Origin of the sequence: Leptolyngbya sp. FACHB-8 (assembly GCF_014695575.1) — a bacterium.
Classification (GTDB): domain Bacteria; phylum Cyanobacteriota; class Cyanobacteriia; order Elainellales; family Elainellaceae; genus Vacuolonema.
This window is the reverse complement of record NZ_JACJOO010000075.1, coordinates 131,415-155,813: the sequence shown is the minus strand read 5'-3', so window position 1 is coordinate 155,813 and position 24,399 is coordinate 131,415. Positions and strand designations below refer to the sequence as shown.

General features: G+C 51.5%; 14 protein-coding genes. 5 read left to right on the top strand and 9 right to left on the bottom strand.

The features are described 5' to 3' along the window. Nucleotides 1-551 precede the first annotated feature (551 nt). The 3 genes from H6F91_RS21270 (at nt 552) to H6F91_RS21260 (ending at nt 4,010) form a co-directional block, all read left to right on the top strand. Nucleotides 552-1,565 (top strand): cytochrome c oxidase subunit II, encoded by a 1,014-nt coding sequence (locus H6F91_RS21270; RefSeq protein ID WP_190771287.1) that lies wholly within the window; start codon nt 552-554, stop codon nt 1,563-1,565. A 56-nt stretch (nt 1,566-1,621) separates the two neighbouring features. Then, nucleotides 1,622-3,295, top strand: coding sequence for a cytochrome c oxidase subunit I (gene ctaD / locus H6F91_RS21265; protein ID WP_190771288.1), 1,674 nt, complete (start codon nt 1,622-1,624; stop codon nt 3,293-3,295). 91 nt (nt 3,296-3,386) lie between these two features. Beyond that, nucleotides 3,387-4,010 (top strand): heme-copper oxidase subunit III, encoded by a 624-nt coding sequence (locus tag H6F91_RS21260; protein ID WP_190771289.1) that lies wholly within the window; start codon nt 3,387-3,389, stop codon nt 4,008-4,010. A gap of 90 nt (nt 4,011-4,100) precedes the next feature. Here the strand turns inward: H6F91_RS21260 and H6F91_RS21255 are convergent, their stop codons facing one another. The 7 genes from H6F91_RS21255 to H6F91_RS21225 form a co-directional block, all read right to left on the bottom strand. Continuing rightward, a complete protein-coding gene (locus tag H6F91_RS21255; RefSeq protein ID WP_242035904.1) occupies nt 4,101-4,880 on the bottom strand; it encodes a TVP38/TMEM64 family protein in 780 nt (259 codons plus the stop codon). Between the two features lie 28 nt (nt 4,881-4,908). Continuing rightward, a complete protein-coding gene (locus H6F91_RS21250; RefSeq protein WP_190771290.1) occupies nt 4,909-6,456 on the bottom strand; it encodes a mercuric reductase in 1,548 nt (515 codons plus the stop codon). 417 nt (nt 6,457-6,873) lie between these two features. Then, nucleotides 6,874-7,959 (bottom strand): hybrid sensor histidine kinase/response regulator, encoded by a 1,086-nt coding sequence (locus H6F91_RS21245; RefSeq protein WP_199307966.1) that lies wholly within the window; start codon nt 7,957-7,959, stop codon nt 6,874-6,876. Between the two features lie 14 nt (nt 7,960-7,973). Then, on the bottom strand, nt 7,974-13,574 hold the full coding sequence (locus H6F91_RS21240; protein ID WP_190789461.1) for a PAS domain S-box protein: 5,601 nt from the start codon (nt 13,572-13,574) through the stop codon (nt 7,974-7,976). 382 nt (nt 13,575-13,956) lie between these two features. Beyond that, on the bottom strand, nt 13,957-15,105 hold the full coding sequence (locus H6F91_RS21235) for a hybrid sensor histidine kinase/response regulator (protein WP_190771292.1): 1,149 nt from the start codon (nt 15,103-15,105) through the stop codon (nt 13,957-13,959). 548 nt (nt 15,106-15,653) lie between these two features. Beyond that, nucleotides 15,654-16,037, bottom strand: coding sequence for a large conductance mechanosensitive channel protein MscL (gene mscL / locus H6F91_RS21230; protein ID WP_190771293.1), 384 nt, complete (start codon nt 16,035-16,037; stop codon nt 15,654-15,656). A 104-nt stretch (nt 16,038-16,141) separates the two neighbouring features. Next, a complete protein-coding gene (locus H6F91_RS21225; RefSeq protein ID WP_190771294.1) occupies nt 16,142-16,429 on the bottom strand; it encodes a hypothetical protein in 288 nt (95 codons plus the stop codon). A gap of 75 nt (nt 16,430-16,504) precedes the next feature. Here H6F91_RS21225 and H6F91_RS21220 point away from each other — a divergent pair, with 75 nt between their 5' ends. Then, nucleotides 16,505-17,239: a GvpL/GvpF family gas vesicle protein gene (locus H6F91_RS21220; RefSeq protein ID WP_190771295.1), complete on the top strand. Its 735-nt coding sequence runs from the start codon at nt 16,505-16,507 to the stop codon at nt 17,237-17,239. Between the two features lie 5 nt (nt 17,240-17,244). Next, entirely contained in the window at nt 17,245-17,496 is a 252-nt protein-coding gene (locus tag H6F91_RS21215) for a gas vesicle protein GvpG (RefSeq protein WP_190771296.1), read from the top strand. Nucleotides 17,497-18,183: 687 nt separating this feature from the next. Here H6F91_RS21215 and H6F91_RS21210 read toward each other — a convergent pair. Together H6F91_RS21210 and H6F91_RS21205 are read right to left on the bottom strand one after the other, a co-directional pair. Then, nucleotides 18,184-18,447: a DUF3146 family protein gene (locus tag H6F91_RS21210; RefSeq protein ID WP_190771297.1), complete on the bottom strand. Its 264-nt coding sequence runs from the start codon at nt 18,445-18,447 to the stop codon at nt 18,184-18,186. Nucleotides 18,448-18,639: 192 nt separating this feature from the next. Next, on the bottom strand, nt 18,640-24,366 hold the full coding sequence (locus H6F91_RS21205) for a filamentous hemagglutinin N-terminal domain-containing protein (RefSeq protein WP_190771298.1): 5,727 nt from the start codon (nt 24,364-24,366) through the stop codon (nt 18,640-18,642). Nucleotides 24,367-24,399 lie beyond the last annotated feature (33 nt).

The window sequence follows — 24,399 nt, the reverse complement described above, 5'->3', positions numbered from 1 at the left end:
GTCGGGTTACTTCGAATCGATAAAAAATACGCTTTTAACCCATTAGAATAATTTCGATTTGTTAAAGAGCTCAAATGTATGCAGCTCAGACTCCTCAGCATCTTGGGCTATTTACATGCAAGCTTTCATGGTCGTTCCAGATAGTCTTGCGGCAGAATGAAGTAGTACACCCGCATCACAAGAGCTTGCTTCCAACGTTAGATTTTTTCACAACAACGTCTATCTAGCGGGGGTCGTCATTCTCTTCCGATCGAAGGACTCTGGAGAATGAGCCCTATTACTCATGTCTACGGAGCGCTTTACTAAATGTCATCCTTTCCCTACGGGGATCGCCCTCTGATCTGAAGTAAATCATAAGTTTTCCAGATACCTGAAAAACCAGTGGTATCACAAGGGGAGTGGCACTCTAGCTGTAAGTATTCAGGTTTGGGCGATCGCCCGCTCTTCGTCGCTCTCCTACAATTCCGGCCTGAGCAGCAGCCCTGCTCCCTTGTCTGAATCTCACTTCAGTTCTTATGCCATCCTTTGCCTGGGTTTTCCCCTAAATTCTCATGAAGCAAATACCAGCCTCACTCCTTACCCTTACTGCCGGTATTCTGGTCACTCTGATTAGCCTCTGGGTTGGGCAGAACCATGGCCTTTTACCGGAGCAAGCCTCGACAGATGCTCCCCTGGTTGATGGTTTGTTTGACCTGATGGTGACCATTGGTACGGCCCTGTTCATCGTTGTTCAGGGAGCCATCATCATTTTTCTGGTGATGTTTCGTCGTCGGCCTGGGGATACAGGCGATGGTGAACCTATCGAAGGGAACCTACCCCTGGAAGCCTTCTGGACTGCTATTCCTGCCATCATCGTGATTGGTCTCGGCGTTTATAGCGTTAACGTCTTCCAGGAAATGGGCGGCCTGTCTCCCGGTAGCCACCCCATGTTGGGTCACCAACACCCCAGTGCAGTCGTTGCTCAAAACATGGATCAAAACACGCCTGTGGCTGGGGATACGATGCCTTTGATGGCCCAGGCTCCCAACGGTGGCGACGACTATGAACCCGAATATGGATTCGGTGCCTCACCGGGTTCGAACCGCATGAGAGCTGATGTGGTGGTGAATGTCACCGGGATGCAATTCGCCTGGATTTTCACCTACCCGGATAGCGGCATTGTTTCGGGTGAGCTGCATATTCCTGAAGGTAAGACGGTACAGCTTAACCTGACCGCTCAAGATGTCATTCACTCCTTCTGGGTACCCCAGTTCCGCTTGAAGCAGGATGCTCTACCTGGGGTTGAATCAGGTCTCCGGTTTGTGGCCAGCAAGGTGGGCCAGTATCCCGTAGTTTGTGCGGAATTGTGCGGTAGCTACCACGGGGGTATGCGGACACAAATCATGGTTCATACCCCTGAGGATTATGACAGTTGGGTAACAACTAACCGTCCAGCGACCGCAGCGGTAGCCCAACCTCCCGTGGCCGTTAGCACCGCAAGCATGTCTGATCCAGAGTATTTACAGCCTTATGCGGCCGAGATGGGAGTGACCTCCCAAGCTCTAGCACAGCTCCAACCCTCCTGAAGCCCGTCTTTTGACCCGCTTGCAACTGCCCACTTAAACAGATTTGAATTCTGGTTATGACCCAAGCCCAAGTACCCCTCGACACCTCGTTGGTGGCCGACCACGGTAGCCCCCATAAAGCCTGGAAGTGGTATGACTACTTCACCTTTAACGTTGACCACAAGGTGATTGGCATCCAGTACCTGGTGACCTCGTTTATCTTCTACCTGATTGGTGGGTTGATGGCCGTGGCGATGCGTACCGAATTAGCCACCCCTGACCCTGACTTTATTGACCCCAGCCTCTATAACGCCTTTTTGACCAACCACGGGACAATCATGATCTTCCTGTGGATTGTGCCAGCGGCCATTGGTGGCTTCGGTAACTATCTGGTGCCTCTGATGATTGGGGCACGGGATATGGCATTTCCTAAGTTGAATGCGATCGCCTACTGGCTCAACCCCCCTGCGGGTCTGTTGATCCTCGGCAGCTTCTTCTTTGGGGGTTCTCAAACGGGATGGACCGCTTACCCACCGTTGAGTGAAGTGACCGCTAACACGGCGCAGTCCATGTGGATTTTGGCGATCGTGCTGGTGGGGACTTCTTCCATTTTGGGGGCGGTGAACTTCCTGGTGACCATTCTCAAAATGCGTGTTCCCAGCATGGCGTTGAATGACATGCCACTGTTTTGCTGGGCGATGTTGGCAACCTCAGCTCTGGCGCTGTTCTCCACCCCGGTGTTGGCGGCGGGTCTAACGTTGCTGTTGTTTGACATCAACTTTGGTACCTCCTTCTTTAAGCCTGATGCCGGTGGTAACGTCATCATTTATCAGCACTTGTTCTGGTTCTATTCGCACCCGGCGGTGTATCTGATGATTTTGCCCATCTTCGGCATCATGTCGGAGGTGATTCCGGTTCACGCCCGGAAGCCGATTTTCGGATATAAGGCGATCGCCTACTCCAGCCTTGCCATCTGTGTTGTGGGTCTGTTTGTGTGGGTCCACCACATGTTCACCAGCGGCACCCCTCCCTGGATGCGTCTGTTCTTTACGATCTCCACACTGATTGTGGCGGTGCCGACTGGGGTAAAAATCTTCAGTTGGGTTGCAACTCTGTGGGGTGGCAAGATTCGCCTGACGAGCGCCATGCTGTTTTCGGTGGGGCTGCTGTCGATGTTCGTATTTGGTGGGATCAGCGGTGTCACCATGGGGGCTGCTCCCTTCGACGTTCACGTCCACGATACCTACTATGTGGTGGCCCACTTCCACTACGTTCTATTTGGCGGCTCCGTGTTCGGCATTTATGCCGGAATCTATCACTGGTTCCCCAAAATTACCGGGCGTTTCTTGAATGAGCCTCTGGGTGTTGTGCACTTCGTTATGACCTTCATCGGCACCAATCTTACCTTCCTGCCCATGCATACGTTGGGCTTGCAGGGGATGCCTCGCCGGGTCGCGATGTACGATCCACAGTTTGAGTTCATCAACCAAATCTGTACCTTCGGGGCTTATGTTCTGGCCGCTTCGGTCATTCCCTTCACCGTCAACATCATCTGGAGCTGGATGAAGGGTAAGAAAGCAGGAGACAATCCCTGGAACGCATTGACCCTAGAGTGGACGACGAGCTCACCCCCCATCATCGAGAATTGGGAAGTGCTGCCAGTGCTGGAGCATGGCCCCTATGACTACGGGATGGACAAAGCACATCGTAGTCCTGTGTCTGCGAAGGTGGAAGATTCACCGATCTCCTGACCAAGGGGCCAGAGCTTAATCCCAGCCATTTGTGGATGGGTTTTGGCCTCACTGTTTCATCTGCTGATCCCTTTACCTTCCTCTCTGACTTATGCAAGGTTCAACTGTCCCCACTGATACCACCATCACCACGGCTGCCCATACAGAAGTGGCCCATCATGAGGAGCATCCCGACCTGCGTGTGTGGGGACTGCTAACCTTCCTGGCTTCCGAGTCTCTGATGTTTGGCGGGTTCTTCGTCGCTTATCTCCTGCTTCGGGGCATTGCTTCCCAGTGGCCTCCTGAGGGCACAGAGGTGGAGCTGTTAGTACCCACCGTCAACACCATCATTCTGGTGTCCAGTAGCTTTGTGATCCACCTGGGCGATGTCGCTATCAAGAAAGATGATGTGGCAGGCTTCCGTAAGTGGTACATCATTACCGCTATTATGGGTGCGGTCTTCCTCCTCGGTCAGGTGTATGAATACATGACTCTGGGCTATGGGCTGGCGACCAATATCTTCTCGAACTGCTTCTATTTGATGACGGGCTTCCACGGTTTGCACGTGTTCGTCGGGTTGCTGCTAATTTTAGGGGTGCTGTGGCGATCGCGCCGCCCTGACCACTACAACTCACACAAGCACGTCGGCATCGAGATGGCTGAGATTTACTGGCACTTCGTCGATATCATCTGGATTGTTCTGTTCAGCTTGCTATACATTCTGACTCAGTTCTAAATCTCCACCACAGAGTTGTGCTGTGCTGTGTACCGTACAATCTGCCTATGAAAAGAATGAGGGTAGCGCTAAGCGCTGCCCTCATTCTTTTTATTCGCCTGGTGATGGTACTCGTTCAGCCAAAGCTTTTTGAGCAAGCCGGGTCACGTAAACTGTAACGGCAACTGTGGCAATAAAACCTACAATCCGAATCACCCATTGCAGTGTCGGATCCGTGGGTTGTCCTTCGGTTCCAATCCGCGCAATATCTCCTGCCAGGGAACCAATGTAGACATACATCAGGGTGCCGGGAATCATGCCGATGGAACCGAGTGCGTAATCTCGCAAAGACACACCTGTGATACCAAAAGAATAGTTGAGTAGATTGAACGGAAAGACGGGGGAAAGCCGTGTCAGGAGAACGATCTTAAATCCTTCTTGGGCAACAGCCTGATCAATAGCGGCAAAGTTTGGATTGCCTGCGATTTTTTTACTGATGCGATCGCGTGCTACATAACGACCGACTAAAAAGGCAGCGATCGCCCCCAGCGTCGCCCCCACAAACACATAAACCGAACCCATCACCACACCAAAAACAACCCCTGCTCCCAGCGTCAAAATGGACCCCGGCAGAAAGGCGACCGTTGCCACGACGTATAGGCCAATAAAAGCAATGCCGCCTAAAATTCCCAGACTATCAATCCATTCCAGGGCATTACGCAGCAAGTCCTGGGGATTGAATCCAGCTTCGGTTTCTTGGGCTAAGGCTGGGAAGGTGAAGAGGAGGTTAGCGATCGCCCCCACTCCTACCCCATAAATTCCCCGCAAAACCCACTGTCCGATAATTCGGCTCCAATCCATGATGAGTTCTTTCGTAGCGTGCGCTGTCATTGTAGAGTCTGTTGAAGTGCGAATGTTGCTAACTAAATCGGGTCAGCAACTTAAGGAACGATCGCGTTCGAGGGGTCAACAACGTGCGTCGATACGTATCTGCTGCTTTCTTAATCCCTTCCGCTTGAGTTGGGTAGGGATGAATCACACCAGAAAGGGCGCTAAGGCCTTGTTTAGTGACGATCGCCAACGTCACCTCACTAATCATCTCTCCCGCATGACGAGCCACAATCGTTGCTCCCAAAATCTTGTCGGAACCTTGCTGGTGTAAGATTTTGACAAATCCTTCAGTCTCACCATCAGCCATCGCTCGGTCAACGTCCGACATCGGAATCGTGATGGTTTGAGTCTTCAAGCCTTGAGCCTGGGCTTCTGCTTCGTATAGCCCCACGTGCGCAATCTCTGGGTCGGTATAGGTAACCCAGGGCATGACTAAACTACTGAGCTTGCTACGGCCCAGGCCAAAGGGGGCAAACAGCGTATTTTTAATCACGATACGGGCAGCAGCATCGGCAGCGTGGGTGAACTTCCAGTTCATGCAGATGTCGCCAGCTGCATAAATGCGCGGATGGGTAGTTTGGAGGTAGTCGTTTACCTTGACGCCCTTGTGGGTGTCGTACTCGACTCCAACTGCTTCCAGGTTGAGCCCTTCTACGTTGGGCGATCGCCCCGCTCCCACTAAAATCTCATCCACTACAACGGTTTTCAACTCACCACTCTGGCGATAGTGAATCACCTTGCCCGCATCCGTCTTCTCGACTCGTTCAATGGTGGCATCCAGCAATAGGTTCACTTTCTCCCGTTGGAACTGTTGCTGGATAATGTCGGCGGCATCGATATCTTCGCGGTCGAGCAGGTGGCTGCGATTGTGCAGCAGTGTTACCTCACTGCCTAACCGCTGAAATGCCTGAGCCATTTCACACCCGATTGGGCCGCCTCCAATCACCCCGAAGCGTTGCGGCCGCTGAGTTAAGGAAAAGACAGTTTCATTCGTTAAATAGCCAACTTCTTCGAGGCCAGGAATATCAGGTGAGCTGGCACGGGCTCCAGTGGCAATGACAGCTTTTTTGAAACGCAGGAGGCTGTCTTGAACAGCGATCGCCCCTCCATCCACAAACTTCGCTCGTCCCAAAAACACATCAATCCCCAACTTCTGAAACCGTTCTACAGAATCGTGAGGACTGATTTCGGCTCGGATGCGCCGCATGCGCTCCATAACAGCGGGGAAGTCGATGGCGATCGCCTCCGGTGGCTGAATTCCAAATGCTGCGGAATCACGCATATCCGCTACCACTCGCGAGGAGCGAATTACGCACTTAGACGGTACACACCCGACATTGAGGCAATCGCCTCCCATCAAGCTTTTTTCAATCAGAGCCACTTTCAGCCCTAACCCTAATCCTGCTGCACCTGCTGCCACGACCAATCCAGCCGTTCCCGCCCCAACCACCACCAGGTCGTAGCAATCCGCTGGTTGAGGATTGACCCAATCCGGCGGGTGCACTTGTGCCATGAGTTGCTGGTTGTAGGCATCCAGTGGCTGAAGTGCAGGTTCCTGTTGAATGAAGGATGTCATGGATAGAATCTCTGGGTTGAAGTCACCTGATTTAATTAACGGGATAAATTGGCATGAAGTATGAAATTAGAGTAACCAAAATCCCTGGAGCACGGGTATATTGTCAACTCAGACAAGCCCGCAGGCATTGACGCTAACATGTTAAAAGACTAATTTATCCGTGGATTAGCCTACAAGAAATTTAAACTCTAAACATCCTCCAGGGATGGGATTTATCAAGTCCTGCGTAACATATAAGCAATACATCGCACGTTATCAATCAACTGTTTTGTACCATTTACAGTATTTTCTGATCGGGTGAGGTATGAGAGATGGATGTGAAACTTCGTCCCACATCCATCTCTCATACCCCATCCGATCAGAAAGGGTTATATATGGGCTTAGAACCGTTTTTTACTTGTTGCTGGAATTGTGAACTTACAAGTACACCGAGAAAATAGCCCCTTGGGGAATATTGTCTTCTACAGTAATCTTGCCGCCATGGGCTTCAATCGCCATTCGGCAAAACGCCAGCCCCAAGCCAATTTGAGGCACATTTTCAAGAAATGTACCAATTTCAAACTTCTCGAAAATACTTTGCTTCACCGCGGCGTTAACGCCAAAACCAGAGTCCTTCACTCGGATCATTGCGTTTCCTGAGCTAAGATATTCCATCTCTAAAACTACTTCACTGTCAAGGCAGGAAAACTTGATAGCATTTGACAAAAGATTGTCGATAACTCGGCGAAAGATATTGGCATCGACTGTAATCAAATGACCAGCAGGTGGCAGTTTAGCCGTAAGGGTTACCTGACGCTGGCTGGCAATTCCCTCAAACTCATCGACCGCTGCCAGACAGAGATGATGTAGGTCAACGCTCGTCCGATTCAGTGCCATCGTCCCTGATTCTAGTTTTGCCATGAGCAACAGGCTATCAATCTGCGATTGCAGTTGATATCCGGCTTGCTCAATGCGATCAACATTTTTATCCAGTTCTTCAGGGGTGCGATCGGGCATCTTCATGATGTACGCGGCCATGAGGATGATCGCCAGGGGAGTGCGTAGGTCATGCACCATCATGTTGACCATGTCCTCCCGTAATTGCATGACGCTTTGTAAGTTGTCGTGCTGCTGTTTAATCCGCAACATCGAGCGAACACGGGCGCGCAACTCCTGGGCATTTACCGGCTTGCTGATGAAGTCATCGGCCCCGGCATCCAGACAGCGGGCAAGATCCTCCTTCGCCGTGAGGGCTGTCACCATAATGATGGGAAGATGGTTCCAGGTCGGGCTGGATTTGATGCGTCGGCACACCTCAATGCCATCCATCCCGGGCATCATCACATCCAGTAGTATGGCATCGGGTGGTGAGCTTTCTAGAAATGCTAAAGCCGCCACGCCATGAGGGGCATAGTGGAGGTCATAGCCTTCCCGCAGCAGGAGGGTTTCGAGGACATCAAAATTGTCGAGTTCATCATCGACGATTAAAAGAGATGGGCGCTTACCCAAACTTTGGTTACCCATACAACGTGATGCTCCTAGCGGGATAAAAATCGAGCGATAGTATCGACCAGATGCCGCAGCCGAATCGGTTTCGTCAGGTACTCGCTAGCTCCAGCAGCCAGGCAGCGATCGCGATCCCCAGGCATAGCCAGTGCTGTCAGTGCAATAATCGGTATCGCTTCCATTCCCGGTAGTGATCGAATCCGCTGAGTTGCTTCCAGTCCGTCAATTCCCGGCATTTGGATATCCATCAGAATTACATCAGGGTGGTGAGCCTGAATCAAATTCATCACCTCATGCCCATTCAGTGCTGTTAGCATGCGATACCCGCAACTCGTCAGGTAATTGCTAAAGGTGTCGATGTTTGCCTGATTGTCTTCGGCAAGCAGTACCAGGGGCCGATGTTTCGATGGGTCTTCCGGCGTCTCGACTCCAGCAACGAATGGAGGGGGCGATGAAGATTCCCAGGAACCTGCGGAGAAGGTTAAATTGGTTGTGCGATAGGGCAATGTCACAATAAATTGACTGCCCTGTCCCAGACTACTTTTGACCTCAACCGTTCCATCATGCATCTCCACAATTCGTCGAACCAGTGCCAGGCCCAGCCCAGTGCCAGCATACTGGCGGTTCAGCCGACTGTCGATTTGCACAAAAGATTGAAACAACTTCGCCATATCCTCTGCGGCAATGCCAATTCCGGTATCGATGACGTTGAACTGGATGTTTTCCTGCAAGTCGTCCAGGGTAATGGCGAGGGTAACTCGGCCGCCCTCTGGAGTGAATTTGACGGCATTGCTCAGCAAGTTCAGCAAGACCTGGCGCATACGTCGCTCGTCTACTCGAATAGTGCCCAAATTAGCCGGAATCTGAATATCTAATTGAATGTTTTTTTGATGAGCTAATTGTTTAATCAGACTGAGGCTGGAGAGACAGAGGTCGCGAATGGAGGTTGGCAAAGCTTGAAGTTCCAATTTGCCAGATTCAATTTTTGCTAAATCAAGAATGTCGTTAATCAGGTCGAGCAAGTGGCGACCACTGCGGTCAATGGTGGCGATCGCCTTCCCTTGCGCTGCAGTCAGGCTACCAAATACCTGTTCCTGTAACCCCTCAGACATCCCTAAAATAGCGTTCAAGGGAGTTCGTAGTTCGTGGCTCATACTTGCTAAAAACTCATCCTTGAGACGGGTTGCCCGAGCCAACTGGACGTTAACGGACTGCAATTCCTGATTGGCATTTTGCAGGTTGGTTTCAGCTACCTTGCGTTCGTTGAGTTCTACTTCTAATTGGCAATACAGGGCAGATTGGCGAATTGCTACGGCTAGATAGTCGGCCAGTTGTTGCAGGAGCGTGATTTCCTCCTGTTGCCACTGGCGGGGGGTTGCACACTCATGGGCTATCAAAAGTCCCCATAATTGCTGGGTCTCCTGCTGCACGATGGGCACCACTAGCTTGGCCTGAACGTTGAAATCATCCATAAACTCCACCATGTATTCCGTGATGGGAGTTTGGGTGCGATCATTTACGACATTAATGTTGCCCTGCAGATAGAGCTCGTAGCAGGCCTCTGAAAAGGCTTTTGGAGAGAGTTCACCGGTCAGTACTCGTTGCCAGGGATGGGCCGTTGCCTCAGCAACCACTTGTCCTGAGCGATCGCTAAAAATCTGATAGGCCAGCACACGATCCGATTGGATGAGCGCGCGGGCTTCTTTCACGGCGGTCTCTACAATGGCATTAACATCCCGGGTCTCCTGAATCCGCTGCAAGATGGAAATCAGTAAATGCTCTTTTTCCACCTGTTGATTCAGGCGAAACTCAATTTCCTTACGATGGCTAATGTCGGTCAGGCGTAGCAGTTGGGTAACGGCCCCGGCCACAGAAATTTGGGTTCCGGCAATGCTAGCCCAGAAAACATGACCTTTCTGAGTGACATATTCGATTTCCCGGTTCCAGAACCCAGTGCTTTGCATTTCCTGGTCGATCGCCTCCAGTTCCTCGACGGGAAAGGGATAGCGCTGCAACAAATTGCCGCAAATATTAAGCAAGTCACCTTTGTTCTCGGCCTCAAACATCTCGACGGCCCGATCATTGCAATTGGTGATCAAATCGGTTTCAGGATCAACCAGAAACAGAGCATCGGTCGATTCATCAAAGAAGGCATCACGCAAATCTCGGTTGCGTTGCAGTTCCAGCTCAGCTCGTAGACGCGCGGTAATATCCCGCACGACCACTAGCACCTCATCTTCATTAATAGCCAGAACACGGATTTCTTCGCCAACGCACCCTTCATCTTTCGTGAACTGGTGTTCGTAGATCTGAAGTTCTCCAGTCGTAATGGCTGCATGGATTGCTGCCAGCTGGTATTCCAGCAGTTCGGGAGGCAGCACTTCTGAGATGTGTTGATGCACTTCCAAAAAACGGTCGCTAGGGCTACGAGCCGGCAAAATACAATCCAGACAGGTGCCATCTCGGTGCAGCCGCAGCAACAGGTCGGGCATGGCTTCGAGAATGGCTCGATAGCGAGCTTCACTTTCCTGTAAGGCGATTTCCGACTGTCGCCGCTTCTGGTCGAGCGATAAAGTCCAGGCTGCCGATCGCAGTAAATGGGTTTCCGAAGCTTCCCAGAGAACTTCGCGATCGCGCCGCTCAAATCCAATCAGCCCCCAGAACACCCCATCCACAATTAATGGCAAGACCATAATGGAGAGAATATCCTGTGTTTTCAGAATAATCTGTTCCGATTCCGGCAGGTCAATGACACGGCTGCTAATCGCCTCTCCCCGGGACAAAACCTCAACCCAGCGTGGCAATAAGGCTTGCAGCGGAAGATTTTGTAGGGCTGGGTTGTGGATTTGGGGCATAACGCCCTCGGCACACCACTCCACCTGCTGGCTGCTGAATAACTGTCCGGCTTCATCATCATGATTGCGGAACAAATAAACCCGCGAGGCCCCAGAAAGTTGCCCTAGATGCTCCAAGATCTTGTGATAACCGGAAAGGATGCCCTGGCTACCAATCAGTTGCTGCTGAACTTCCACCAGGGTCATCAGATATTGTTCCCGACGTTCCAGGGCTGCTTTATCGCGCTTGCTCTCGGTGATGTCGTAGTTAATGCCAATCATGCGGAGGGCAGTACCCTGCTCGTCACGCTGCACCAGGGCATGGGCTTTGAGGTAATGAATGGAGCCACCTGAGTGAACAACCCGAAATTCGGTGTTGTAATCGCGCTCACCTCGGCGAGCTTGCTCTGAAACCTGTTGCGCTTCGGCTCGGTCATCGGGATGAATCGCGTGGAGCCAGGCTGCATAGGCGCTGCCAAAGTCTTCCCGCTTGACGCCATACAACGCGTACATGCGGTCATCCCAAGCAATGCTGTTCTGGACAATGTCCCATTCCCAGATGCCGATGCCGCCTGAGGTGATGGCCAGGCTCAGGCGATCGCTCATGTTCTGCAACTCTTCGGCCAGGTGTTGCTGTTGGGCGATCGCCTGCTGCATTTTGTTATTCACTCGTTGCAGGGCAGCAGTGCGTTCGCTAACGCGGAATTCTAAATCCTGGTTGAGCTGATGGAGTGCCACCATCGCTTCCTGCCGTTCCAGTTCGGCACTGACCCGCGCCGCAAATACCCGAAGGATAGCGGTTGCCCGCTCATGTCGGGTGAAAGACTTGTCATCCACAACACAGAGGGTTCCGATGACTTCCCCCGAACTCCGGGTAAGCACGACCCCAAAATAGGACTCGGCACCGATGTCTGCCAGTACAGGGGCATCTGGAAACTGTTGCTGCAACTGTTGCGGGCAGTAGTACTGACCCTGGGCTATCGTGACACCGCAAGGAACGGTATTGGTTGGAAATTGAATGTTAGGGCAAACTTTGCCATCGGCCCACAACAGCAATGTTTCCTGAAAATGTCCCTGAGTGCGATTAACGATGACGTAGCGCACATTGAGAGCTGTAGCAATGTAGTGCCCCATGGCTGGGAAGAAGTTCTCCCCGATAGTTGCTGCCGCCCCTTCTACCAGGTTGTGTAGTGTTTCAGTGGATTGGTGCTGTTCGGTGATATCTTCGGCAATGCCACAGAATCGGTATACCTCGCCTGCCTCGTTGCGGATGGGAAAACTGCGATCGCTCACCCACCGAACACCACCATTGGGCTGCACAACCCGGTACTCACAATGCGTTGCCTGACCCAGGGTTTGTTGCTCAAGGGCAGAGAGGATTTGGGGGCGATCGTCCAGATGAATTGCTTCTAGAAATGACGCCGGAGAATCATATAAACTTTGGCAGGAGCGGCCCCAAATGGTTTCATAGGCTGGGCTGACGTATAACATTTGGGGGCAACGCAGGTCTGACAGGTAAAACACCTCGTTGATGTTGTTCGCTACTTGCCGGAAACGCTCTTCACTTTCCAGCAGTGCTTGCTCCGCTAGCTTGCGGTCGGTGACATCCCGAATGATGATGAGAACCTCATCCCCACTGCAGGGAACTATGCGCACCTCCTCGTAATAACATGCACCCTGCATCTCCACCTTCTGCTCATAGGTTTGCAGCTGTTGCGTGTGAATGGCTTGCTCGGTGTAGTAGCGGCGACGTTCTGCTAGATCTGGGGGAAGGCTCTGGTTGAGGTGCGATCCAGGTACACTGGCTGCAGGGTTGAACAGGTGAATACTGCCCCGGTTCCGGATATCTAAATAGGTGCCATCCCGATGCATCCGAATGAGATAGTCAGGAATAGCTTGTACCAGAGCCCGGTTCATTTCTTCGCTGCGGCGCAAGCTTTGTTCCATCTGCTTGCGCTCGGTAATGTCGGTGGTAAAACCGACAATGCGGTAGACAGTGCCGTCCTCCCGTTTCAGTGGCGATAACCGTGTGAGCCACCACAAATCTTTTCCCTGAAATGGAAGGTGCTCTTCGTAAATCAGGTGCTCCCCTGTTCGAAAACATGTTTCATAACGCTGCCGCACCACCTGAGCCATTTCGGATGGCAGGATGTCTTCAGGAGTTTTGCCACACAGGTCGGCATTAGACAAACCCGTTTGCCGCTCATGGGCCGGATTTAGCCCGCTGTAATAGAATTCTCCATCGGGTGAGAGGTCAATGGTGAAGATTGACTCAGCCGTGCCCTCATAAATACTCTGAAGCAGGGACTGGCTGACATTCTGCACTGCTAGAGCCTGTTGAGGTTTCAACTCTACAGGAACGGTGCCAGCCAGCAGCCATTGCGGTGGGGTTTCGGTGTGGTAGTGTTCTGGGGCGCTCGCCTGCTCCATGACCCGTCGGAGCTTTATCCCTAGCAGTTTCAGATAGCCATTGTTCGGGTCCTGCAAAATGTAGTCTGCCGCTCCCTGCTCAAGGCAGGCCAGAGCTAAGTCCTCTTCTCCTGGCTGAACACCAACGACTACAGCAATGCCTTCATGAATACAGTGGGCCAGCATGGGAAGTAGCGCTTCTGCCCCCATGCTGCTCGTCAGTAGAGCAACTCGGCAGGATGCTAGTAGCGCAATAGTTCTGGCATCGTTTGTCGCTATCCCGTCGGGAGTAGCTACCTCACAGACCCATCCACACCCTTCAAGGGTTGCTTGAAGGGTGGCCTGCGTTTGAGTATCCGCCTCAACCAGAAAAACCTGGCTAGAAGCCATAGACCTGTCCCACTGGAATTACAAAGATGGGTCTGGCAAGGTTGACCCAATAACGCTCTTAGTGTTCGCCCAAAAGGCAAAGAAATAACAAACTCTGCTGGCTATTTAAGAAACTTTCCTGGTGATGGAGTAGCTCAACTCAATTACACATAAAGTTCAAAACGCTATGCTGCTTGTATCGCGAGTGGTACAGCATTTTTTATGTAATTATGCCCACACGCTCTTGCTCCATGGTCACACTCATTTCATAATTGACAAATTCTTATTAGGGTGATGGGTAGAACCTATCACCCTAATAAGAATCGAACTACCTACATTAGAGGGAATATTTAGTCATTTCCCCTAATGTAGGTAGTTCTCAGAAGATGTTTGAGCTATGGAGTTAATCGGCTAAAACAGGTATTTCCAATTCTACAGTTGTTCTTCCATTCGTCTCACTCTGTATGGAGAATGTCCCACCATAGAGTTGCATCATTTTGCTGACGATGGCTAGGCCAAGGCCAGAACCTTGTTGCTCATAACTCTTTCGGTCAAATTGAACTAGAGCGCCAATCTGAGCAATTTGCTCATCACTCATACCCCGTCCATAATTCAGGATGGACAGATGAAAGAGTTCACCGACAGGTTTTCCGACAACTTGAATAGGGCTGCCGGGTTGAGAAAACTTTAGGGCATTATCGAGTAATTCTTCTGTAATTTTCTGAAGGTCTTTCTCAGAGATGGAGAGAATACTATCCTCGATAGTGCAGGTTATATCTGTTTGGCGCTTTGCCTGCTCAGACAGCCGTTGGGCACTGGTCGTAATCCATACCTTAGCAGGGGTAATATGGGTTTGGCCCCTGGCTTTTTCAATGGCTTCTGGGTCACTAGTAATCAGTTCTAATCGCCCATAGATCAAAAAGTTTTGAATCAGCCGATTCATCCGCTTTGCAGATTTTTGAATTAAGCCGAGAAGTTCCTCTCGCTCGCTCTGATCCAAGTTTTCTGGAGCATTTAATAACAGATCAATAGCTCCCAAAATGCCATTGATAGGTGTGTTGAATTCATGGGGTAAAGAACGAGTAATACTTCCCCTTACTCCATCTAGAGTGCTCTCCAGTAAGCACACCATGTCTTGTCGCAGTTGTAGCAGTCGTTCCAAATGGTCGTGCTGCTGTTTAATTCGCAGCATCGAGTGGACACGGGCACGGAGTTCTAGAGCATTGACGGGTTTGCTAATGAAGTCGTCCGCTCCGGCCTCCAGACAACGGGCCAAATCCTCCTTTGCGGTTAAGGCTGTGACCATGATGATAGGCGTTGATTGCCAGGCTGGATCTGCTTTGATGTGGCGGCATACTTCAATCCCATCCATCTGGGGCATCATCACGTCCAGAAGAATGACATCGGGGCAGAATACTGATAATTTCTCGATTGCGTTGGAGCCCAGGGAGCAGTAGTGAAGTTGATAACCTTCCTGAAGTAGAAATGCTTCAATGACATCAAAATTATTAGGTTCGTCATCAACGATCAGGATGGACGGCGGCTCGCTCATAAGGAAATGTGGGATGAATCGCTCTTCATTATGGATGAGTCGAGGGAGCGATCGCCTCCTGTACCTTACTGAAAAATGAGGTGGTACTGAATAAAGCTATGAAATAAGATGTGAAACTACGCGCATCTATTGCAGAACTCTATTTAGCAGCGGGAAAAATTAGGGCTATTGGCTCATCCGTATTGCTTAAGTAGGAAGTATGACTAAATGAAAAATTACACCTCTTCTCAATCGGGTGAGATACGAGAGAGGAAGGTGAGGTGAAATTCCACATCCCTACTAGTGGTCTGTCAATGTTCAAGTGTGGGGTTAACCCCACACTTGAACATGAAATTTGAGGAGTTTTTGAGGGGTCGCAGACTCACTCAAAAACTCCTTGACAGAGGACTAGATTGGAAAATTCCACATACCAGGTCAGACTAGAATTCTACTTCCAAACATTACGGAATAATTGGAATACAAAGGTTGAATTGATGGAGGTTACTGGATACCTTACCAATTCAACTGTAATGCACCCCGATGAGAAGCTCTATAAAAGAGGTCTTCGGCTATTGTTCCAATCGATCGACCAGGCGATTTACAGCATCTGCCAAACGGCTTTGTACTTCTACAGGATCGGGGCCAGCAGGCGGGCGTCCCTTAAACCGTTCAACCACACGCACAATCAAAAACACCAGAAATGCAATTAGGAGAAAGTTAATAACGGCAACAATTACAGAACCCAGGGGCCAGTCTTGCAGACGCTCAATTTGAAGTTGTTGCAGTACCGGGTTGAGGACTGCGGTGCTGACTAAATTCACAATCGCCTCCACAACCTGCCCAAATGCTGTTCCTACTACAACGGCAACAGCAAGTTCCACCACGTTGCCGCGATTGAGAAAGTCCCGAAAATCTCGAAAAAAGCCAGTCGCTCCGTTTCGTGCTCGTGCCATAGACTTTCACCCCTTCCAGAGCTTAAAAATTTGTCATAAGGGTAACGTGAGTTCTGGAAAAAGCCAATCTTTGGTGTGCTATTGCAGCAATTCTCATTTTGAAATCAGGCCCGAAAACCGCACGCCAAAGGCGCGCGGTTTTCGGGCATCAAAGCCAAGAGTTCACGCCCGTAGGGCGTGAACTCTTGGCTTTGATGCCCATACTGAGAATTGCTGGTGCTATTAGAGACAAGTAATACCCACATCTCGCAACTTTCTAACACCAAAATCCAGAATTGTTGTTTTTCGTCGCAACGTAGAAACAACGGTTCTCGGTTTTGGTACAGATATGAAAATACATCCATTTGCAACGCCAGAAATAGCCATTGGAGCGATCGCGCCAGAAAAAACATTGCAATTATCCATAGTTATGCGGATGGAGCAGGTTGGGCTGGGTACTCTCAAGATAGGTATCGAAATGGCAATTTATGGGATTCGGACATTATCTCTATGGCATCTTTCCGGAGCCTGGCCCCCGTCACTTAGCTCTGGAAGGTTTAGATAAGCAACCTGTGCACGCCCACTCGTTGGACGGCTTCGTATTCCTCTACTCGGAGGCGCAACAGGAGCGTTATCTGGCGAGCCGCCGCAATTTGCTGGGCCATGAGCGGGTCTTAGAACAGGCGATGGAGCACGGCTATCGCACGTTGTTACCCCTTCAATTTGGGTTGATCATTGATGCTTGGGAAACGGTACAAACGCAGTTGCTCAACCCCCAGGGAGAAACTCTGAGGCAACTTTTTATCCGGCTGGAAGGACGGCGGGAAGTCGGGGTGAAACTGTCTTGGGAAAGCGATCGCGAACTCGAAACCCTAATGGCCGAAAACGATGCCTTACGCCAGGAGCGCGATCTCTTGGAGGGCAAAACCCTCAGCATGGATGAGATCGTGCGTATTGGGCAGGCTATCGAGAAGGCGATGGAGGCCCGCAAGCAGGAGATTATTGAGACATTCCGGCAGTTGTTGAACCCGATGGCGATCGCCATGGTAGAAAACGACCCTATGACGGAAAGCATGATTTACAACGCCGCTTACCTGATTCCCTGGGACGATGAACTGGACTTTGGCCACAAGATCGAGGAATTGGATCACCAATTTGAGGGCCGCCTGAAGATTCGCTACAACAATTTCACTGCACCGTTCAACTTTGCCCAGCTGGAGTAAGCCCTATGTTTCTTGACCTACTTGCCGCTCCCATTTTGGCTCCCGTCAATGGGATTTCCTGGATTGCTGAGAAGATTTTGGAACAGGCAGAACCCCATCTCAACGAGAAGGAAAACCTGAAAAAGCAACTTCTTGCCCTACAGTTGGCCTTTGATATGGGAGATGTTCCTGAGGAGGAGTTTGAAGAACTGGAGGAACAGTTGCTGTTGACCATCCAGGCGATCGAAGACGAGGAGCGACAACAAGCAGAGGTCTAATTTGTCCTAGTGGTCTGTCGATTATTAAGTGTGGGGTAAGCCCACACTTAATAATTAAATTTAAGGAATTTTTGATGGGTCGTAGACCCCTCAAAAATTTCTGGGCAAAGTACGAGTACTTGGTATCTTAAGTTTGCCTATGTTTAGTGGTGAGATGCTTTGCACCCCACTACCAAACATAGGTTGATTTCCGCTATGCAGTCCTAGTTATCCCGCGTCTACAGGCTGAAATCCTGGTGATAGGGATACCATGAATATCCCTATCACCAGGATTTCAGCACGTAAGGGAAACCCCCTGAGAGTATCCTGAGGAATACTCTTAGGGAGCTAGACAATGGCTATATCCTTTAGCTATTGAAATCTACTTAAAACCGGATCATTTTGTCTGTGAAAACATCGTTCTTGCACCCGACCCCGGAAGCCCTATTTTTGTAAACGAAACGCACAAAAATAGGACTTCCGGGGCAGCAATTCTCATTTTGAAATCCAACCCGAAAATAGCCCGCCTTCGACGGGCTATTTTCGGGCTTCAAAGCTGAGAGTTCGTGCCCGAAGGGCACGAACTCTCAGCTTTGAAGCCCATACTGAGAATTGCTGCTTCCGGGGTCGGGTATATTAGGGAGCATGTGCGATCTGTTACGATTTCCAGCCTGGGGGCGGGATAGGAAAAAAGGAGAATGGCCGATGTTAGATATCAGCCCGAATCGTAAATGAGTAATCTCCTCCGGGCTCCAACTGGTAATCGCTGCGCTCCAAAAAGCGAGCTAAGGGATCTTTAATCAGAGCACGTCCAAGAGACGGTTCTACCACCAGTTCCCCTTGCCGAAAGCGCCACTGAAATTGCCATTCATAATCATTAGCCCTCACTTCGCCTTCGATCCGGCCATTCTGCCAGGACTGATGGGTAATGCGCACATAGGCGGTCGTTTCGGGTAGACGTTTGCGACTCACAAGAAATTAGCCTTAACAGTTACTCTCTCTATTCATGAACTAATTACGCGTAAGCTTCAACCTTTTTAAGGACGTTTTCTAGAAAAGTCAAGGAAAGAAAAAACAAGAAATGCGCTGAGCAATACTTGTTTGAGTAAGAGGGAGTGGGTACGGCACACCTACTCCCTCTTGCGTTTCTCCTGGTCGGGCATTTTATAGGCAAGAACCCTGGTGCTCGTCACCTACAGGGGGATTGTGAGGGGTATTGGCTACCAGGCGTATTTGGCCACCAGGGGCGATCGCCCAACTATCGGCCTCCACGAGTGACATTTGCTCTGTAGGAGCCGTCACGCCCTCCTGAGCGGTCGAGCTCTCAACAGGAGAAGTATTTCCATCTTCCAACCAGTCTGTCAGGATGCCGGCATCATCCATAACCCCAATGGGGCTGGAGGAAACCCCACCCCGCCCAGTGATAACAAAGCGACCGAGCCGTTCTGCTGCTCTGGGGCCACGGGGGCATACCTGGCCTACTTGATCGGTGGCATCCACAACGCCTGCGGGCAGTTCTATCAAGCCTCGGGCGGGATCAACTCGGTCGGCATTTAAAACCACGTCGCCATCGAGAGATGCATCCGTTTGGGAAATGGCCGTGACATCGCTCGTCGGTAAACGGTCAGGATCCAGGGGATTATCTGGATTGAGTTCATCGAGCAGTTCTTCACGGGTGCGGAAGAACAACCCAAATACCTGATCGGCCGTGAGCTCGACCCGCCCTCCTTCACGAACGACGGAGTCTGCGGTAATGTCGTTGTTGCCATAGGGCTCTGCCAGAATAAATCCGTCTTCTGTCGCGTTTACGATAATGTTGCCGCCGTCACCTGGCTGCACAAAGCGTCCGGCGGTTGTGGAGATGCGCGTTGCACCCCGCAGCACCACTAGTCCGTCAGCGTTCACGGTAATGTTGCCGCCACCGCCGACGCCAGTCTCGGCATAAATGCCTCGCTCGGTATTCAGGCTATCTCGGCCATTGTCTAGATCGAGAAAACGAGTTGAAATGCCGATGTTGCCTGCCCGTTGTTGTTGTTGATCGTTCCTCGCCAGACCAACAATCCGGCCTCGGGAGAAGCCATAACTGCTAACAGTGACTAATGCGCCATCGGAAATGGTGATCCGATCCGCAGGCTGGAAGTCATAGCCATTGTTTGTCCGCGTGATAGCACCGCTGAGGAGAACGTCGCCTCCGCTTCCTTGCCCTCCGAGCCCAACACCACTGAAAAGGGCACTCGGAAAGCCCTGCTCATTGACGCCATCTAGAGTAATTTGATTGGCTACAATCAGCACATCGCCTGCATTGGAATTTTCGGTTACCCCTTCTGTATTGGCAATTAACTGAGCACCATTGCGTAGCACTACCGAATCAGCGGGGTTAACACCTACGAGATTATCTCCAGAAAAAAGCGCATCCCCAATCGCAATAACGCCACCTGCCCCGATGGCTCCTGGGGCAATGCTGGTGAACATAGCGCTATTATCCATTAGGACGTCATCCTGGGCCTGAATTAGAATGGCCCCGGCATTGCCTCGCGCATTTCGATTCACCTGAGTCTGTAACTGAGAACCGTTGAGCAGGCTGAAGTCATTGGTTTCGACATCAATTCGGCCGCCACTGCCTTGTGCCCCCTGTTCAACGGTAGTAAAGACTGTGGCACCATCCTGAATGACAACATCATCCCCGGCCAGGAAGAAAATAGCCCCTGCATCGGCTTGATTAAATGTGGCACTGGATATTTGCGTCAGACGGTCCTCTACTTCAATGTCGTCGTTCGCACGGAAGGAGATGCGCCCGGCCTGCTGCCCCCCTGAGAAGCCAAATCCCTCAGCGTTCTGGTTATCGGTGCGAATTTGGGAACCGCCGCTGATGTGAATATCATTGGGGTTGATCAGGCCATTACCAACGAAGATGCGGCCAAAGTTTCCGATGCTGAAAATGTTGCTGCGGTTTTCGATCCGAATGTCGGTGGGGGATGCTATAAAAATATCCCCGGCATATTGCGTCCCGAAGTTGGTGGTACTGACCAGGCTGTTGTCGAGAACAACGGGGCCGCTTCGGGCCGATAGGGTAACGCTACTAAAAGCGGTGCGGTCAGAGTTACGGCTTTCGCTGTTGATTTCGGCGCGATCGCCCAAAAAGATCGCATCCGCCTCCACCCGAATATTGCCACTGAGTGGATCATCCAGATCCGAGGCGGTTTGCTCAAACGCAGCGAGGCTCTGAATACCACTGGGGGCAATACCTTCGGTTCTGGATGCTTGGGTTTGGGTAATGAACCCTCTGGAGTTATCCAAAATCTGTTCAGGAGTGAGAGTAATACCCTGGGCGATCGCCTGGTCCTGAATGGCCTGGGTAACGGCCACAGAGCGAGCCCCAAACTGTTCATCCGCTCCTGAAATCTGCACTTGCCCTGCGGCATAAATTCGCACACTCCCGGCATTGCCATATCCGAAAGTAGAAGAAACCATCTGGCTACCTCCTGTCAGAGACAAATCTCCGGTATGGACAACCACATCCCCGGCATCTCCTAGAGAGCGGCTACGGCTGCCAACGACTGCGCCATCCTCCAACCTGATGCTGGTAAAGGGATTTTGAGCCGTACCCAGCCTAATCCTGCCGCCATCTCCTTCGGTCGTGATAATGGTGTTTTGATCCAGGAAAAAACGCTCGGTAGTAGCGAGCAAACCACTGGAAAACCCACCGGGCGTAACAACCGGATTGCCATTCGCATCTACATCGGGCAAAACCGCAGGAGCTACCCCCAAAATGCTGATGGACGAAGGCTGATTTGGATCCAGTGGCAGAATAATAATGTTTCCTGCGTTCCCTGTTGATGGGGTATAGGTGACGGTGCCGCCATTATTTTGAGGATTGCGGAAACCTCCGGTGGTAGCCGAGGTAATGGTTGCCCCGCCCGTTATCTGCAGGTCTTGAGTACGCAGGGTAATGTTCCCGCCATCCAAATTGCCTCGGGTGGTGGCATCAATGCTGGCTAGATTGCTCAGGGTCGTGGTGGGCGAGATCACCGTAATGCGGCCTGCTTCCCCGAAGCCATACAAATCTGTAGCATGTAAACCGCTGTAAGGGCTGATGGGATCAATGGTTTGCTGAGTTCGTTGAAAAGCGGTGACTGGGTTTTGGGTCACGCTGTTAAAGGCATTGCGGAGATTTGTAAACCGGCTGTTATAGGCGCGGTCATAGCCGCTGATCAACACCTCATCCGTTGCCCGGATGATGATGTTGCCCGCACTACTGACCGAGTCACCCGCGTTGCCATTGGGGTCTGTAAACAGCGAGGCTGAGAGAATTTGGGCACCATTGCGGATATTCAATCGACCCACCCGAATATCGATGTTTTGGCTGTCACCGAGCGATCGCGTCCGCGCACTGATAACGCCTCCATTCTGAAGTCGCAGAACCCCGGCTCGCACTCGAATGTTGCCCCCATTGCCGGTCGCGACCACAAGGGTGCCATCGTCCTGCACACTCGTTTCGGTGGTGGAGAAGAAACCGCTGGAAAATCCCCCAGTTGGCACTACCTCCTGCGTTCCATCTGGCTGATCCACAACCTCAAAGGACAGTGGCGCCACATCAGAGATCAGCACAAAGGATGGAGCGAGAGGGTTGATGGGTCCCACGAAAATATTGCCGCTATTACCGGCCCCAAAAGTTTGTGTCAGCACCTCCGAGCCGCCTGTGAGCTGGAGATTTTGGCTGAGAATATTAATATTTCCTCCGTTTCCAATGGCTTCAGTGCCAGCCGGAAACCCGGATGTATCGGCAGACAAAAAGCTTTCGTTCTGCAGAAAAACGTTACGGCCTCGGACAGTGATGTCTCCGGCGTCGCGCGCCCCGTTGATAATGCTATTCGTTGTGCTCAGGGTGCTGTTGTCGAGCAGAATCCGATTGGGAGCGGTGCGATCGCTATTCAACCGAGTGGACGTGCTACCCAGGAAAATGCGACCGGAGTTACCATCGGCTGCAATCCGGCTTTCGTTACGCAGGTCGAGCTGACGGCGGGCGTCTACAAAAATATCTCCAGCAAAACCTGTGCCCGTGTTCATGGCACTGATGCCAGCACGATTCAACCGTACGGAGCCATTGACCGATTCAATGCGGATGGTGTTGAAGGCGGTGGGGCGATCGCTATTGGCACTCGTACTGTCAATAAAGCTGTTGCCGCGTAAGGTAATATTCCCCAGCGCTCGGAGGGTAATGTCGCCCCCCAAGGCCCCTACCGAATTAACCCCTGTGCGAAATTGCCCACTGCCCGCTTCAAACGTAATGTTGCCGTTGGCTAACAGGGTGACATTTCCACCGTCAGCCGCATAGGTCGCATTGCCATTGGCATCTGTTCCGGTTGGCACTGCGTTGGCGTTAATGCGTCCAGCAATGTTGATGTTACCGCGCGAGTCAATGGCAATGAAGCCGCCACCATCCGGTGTTTCAGCGCGAATGGCTGCCCCATTTAAATCGGGGTTATTGGGCAAATCCACCTGGGTGTCGGCAATGCGGATGTTGCCGGGTACAAAATTAGTCAAATCAGGAGCGTATCGATTGGTCAGCAGAATACGTCCCTGTAGGAAGTCAGGGGGCAGATTTGCCGAGGCGACGGTGCCCAAAATAATCGTGCCGACATTGATGTTGGCACGGGTGATAGGAGGTGGCGTCACTGCCAGGTTGAAGAAGTTACCCGGCGCTGAATTGGCTTCAATTCCAACCACGTCGGGATCAACTCCAGCCCGAATATCCAGCGTCGGTTCCGTCAGACCATTAATGGGAAACGCGGCTCCATTGGAGAGGCGCAGATTGGGTTCAATCAACACCGCTTCGCCCGGTGCGGCCTGGTTGAGAATTTGGATGAAATTCGGTACATTGACACTCCCTGCGGCCAGAATATGTAGCGAGTTGCCGATGTAGGAGTCAAAGCTGACATTCCCCAGGGAACGGACGACGGGGTCGTAAGGACTGTACAATGTGCCCAGGCTTCCATCCAACTGCTCAACACGAAAATTACCGCCGCTGTAATAGTGGGCATCGCCCCCGACCCGATTGGCCGATCGCAAGCGAATGTCTCCCCCGGCCCAAAATCCGCTGTCAGTGTGCCCCAGGGCAAAAATATCCACTTGTTGGTTGCCCTGTAACACCATGCGCCCCTGAGCGGCGGCGACAAATGGAGCGGCTGGGCGATCGCGAATTTGAAGGGTATCGCGTGCGCGTAGGGTCAGGTTTCCCCCTGACCAAAGTTGCCCTTGTAAGTTGAGATTGTTGGCTGCCAGGGTGAAGTCACCAGGTGCGTAGAGTCGGCCTCGATTAACAATGTCGCCGGAGGTAGCATTGGCTCCATATTGCAGCCCTGGTGTGATATTCAGGTTCAACAGAGGTGGTGCTGCAGGATTGACGGCACTGAAGGTATTGCCGTTGGCAAACGTGAATTGATTCGCTGTGCTTGCTAAGAACGAACCCCGCACATCCAGACGAGCATTTTCTCCAAAAATAAAACCATTAGGATTGAGCAGAAATAGATTGGCATCTCCTAGCACCCCCAATGTGCCAAAGATTCGCGAAGCATCTTCTCCCGTCACCCGGCCCAGAATGTTCTCAATGCCGGCAGGATTTTGGAAGTAGACACTGCCTCCCTCCAGTACATTGAAGTCGCGGAAGCTATGAAACAGATTGCTGCCCCGTTGGGCACCACCACCAATCTGAACATTTCCAGGCTGCAGAGGAATAACGGTTGAGGACTCATTGCCCAGGGTGGTGTCAGGTATGACAGGTTGGGCCAGAGCTGAGGGAGTCATGCTTAGGGGGACGACAGAGTCGAACGCTCCGACCAGACTCGTCAACGTCAAAGCTGCAATACAGGCAGGAGTTAGCGCGCGCAACATAGGGCTTCAGGGGGTAAAGGGGGGAGAGTAAAG

Excerpts from the sequence above, each read along its gene's own strand:
- H6F91_RS21270 (WP_190771287.1), top strand. The coding sequence starts at position 552 with ATGAAGCAAATACCAGCCTCACTCCTTACCCTTACTGCCGGTATTCTG.
- ctaD (WP_190771288.1), top strand. The coding sequence starts at position 1,622 with ATGACCCAAGCCCAAGTACCCCTCGACACCTCGTTGGTGGCCGACCAC.
- H6F91_RS21260 (WP_190771289.1), top strand. The coding sequence starts at position 3,387 with ATGCAAGGTTCAACTGTCCCCACTGATACCACCATCACCACGGCTGCC.
- H6F91_RS21255 (WP_242035904.1), bottom strand. The coding sequence starts at position 4,880 with ATGACAGCGCACGCTACGAAAGAACTCATCATGGATTGGAGCCGAATT.
- H6F91_RS21250 (WP_190771290.1), bottom strand. The coding sequence starts at position 6,456 with ATGACATCCTTCATTCAACAGGAACCTGCACTTCAGCCACTGGATGCC.
- H6F91_RS21245 (WP_199307966.1), bottom strand. The coding sequence starts at position 7,959 with ATGGGTAACCAAAGTTTGGGTAAGCGCCCATCTCTTTTAATCGTCGAT.
- H6F91_RS21240 (WP_190789461.1), bottom strand. The coding sequence starts at position 13,574 with ATGGCTTCTAGCCAGGTTTTTCTGGTTGAGGCGGATACTCAAACGCAG.
- H6F91_RS21235 (WP_190771292.1), bottom strand. The coding sequence starts at position 15,105 with ATGAGCGAGCCGCCGTCCATCCTGATCGTTGATGACGAACCTAATAAT.
- mscL (WP_190771293.1), bottom strand. The coding sequence starts at position 16,037 with ATGGCACGAGCACGAAACGGAGCGACTGGCTTTTTTCGAGATTTTCGG.
- H6F91_RS21225 (WP_190771294.1), bottom strand. The coding sequence starts at position 16,429 with ATGTTTTTTCTGGCGCGATCGCTCCAATGGCTATTTCTGGCGTTGCAA.
- H6F91_RS21220 (WP_190771295.1), top strand. The coding sequence starts at position 16,505 with ATGGGATTCGGACATTATCTCTATGGCATCTTTCCGGAGCCTGGCCCC.
- H6F91_RS21215 (WP_190771296.1), top strand. The coding sequence starts at position 17,245 with ATGTTTCTTGACCTACTTGCCGCTCCCATTTTGGCTCCCGTCAATGGG.
- H6F91_RS21205 (WP_190771298.1), bottom strand. The coding sequence starts at position 24,366 with ATGTTGCGCGCGCTAACTCCTGCCTGTATTGCAGCTTTGACGTTGACG.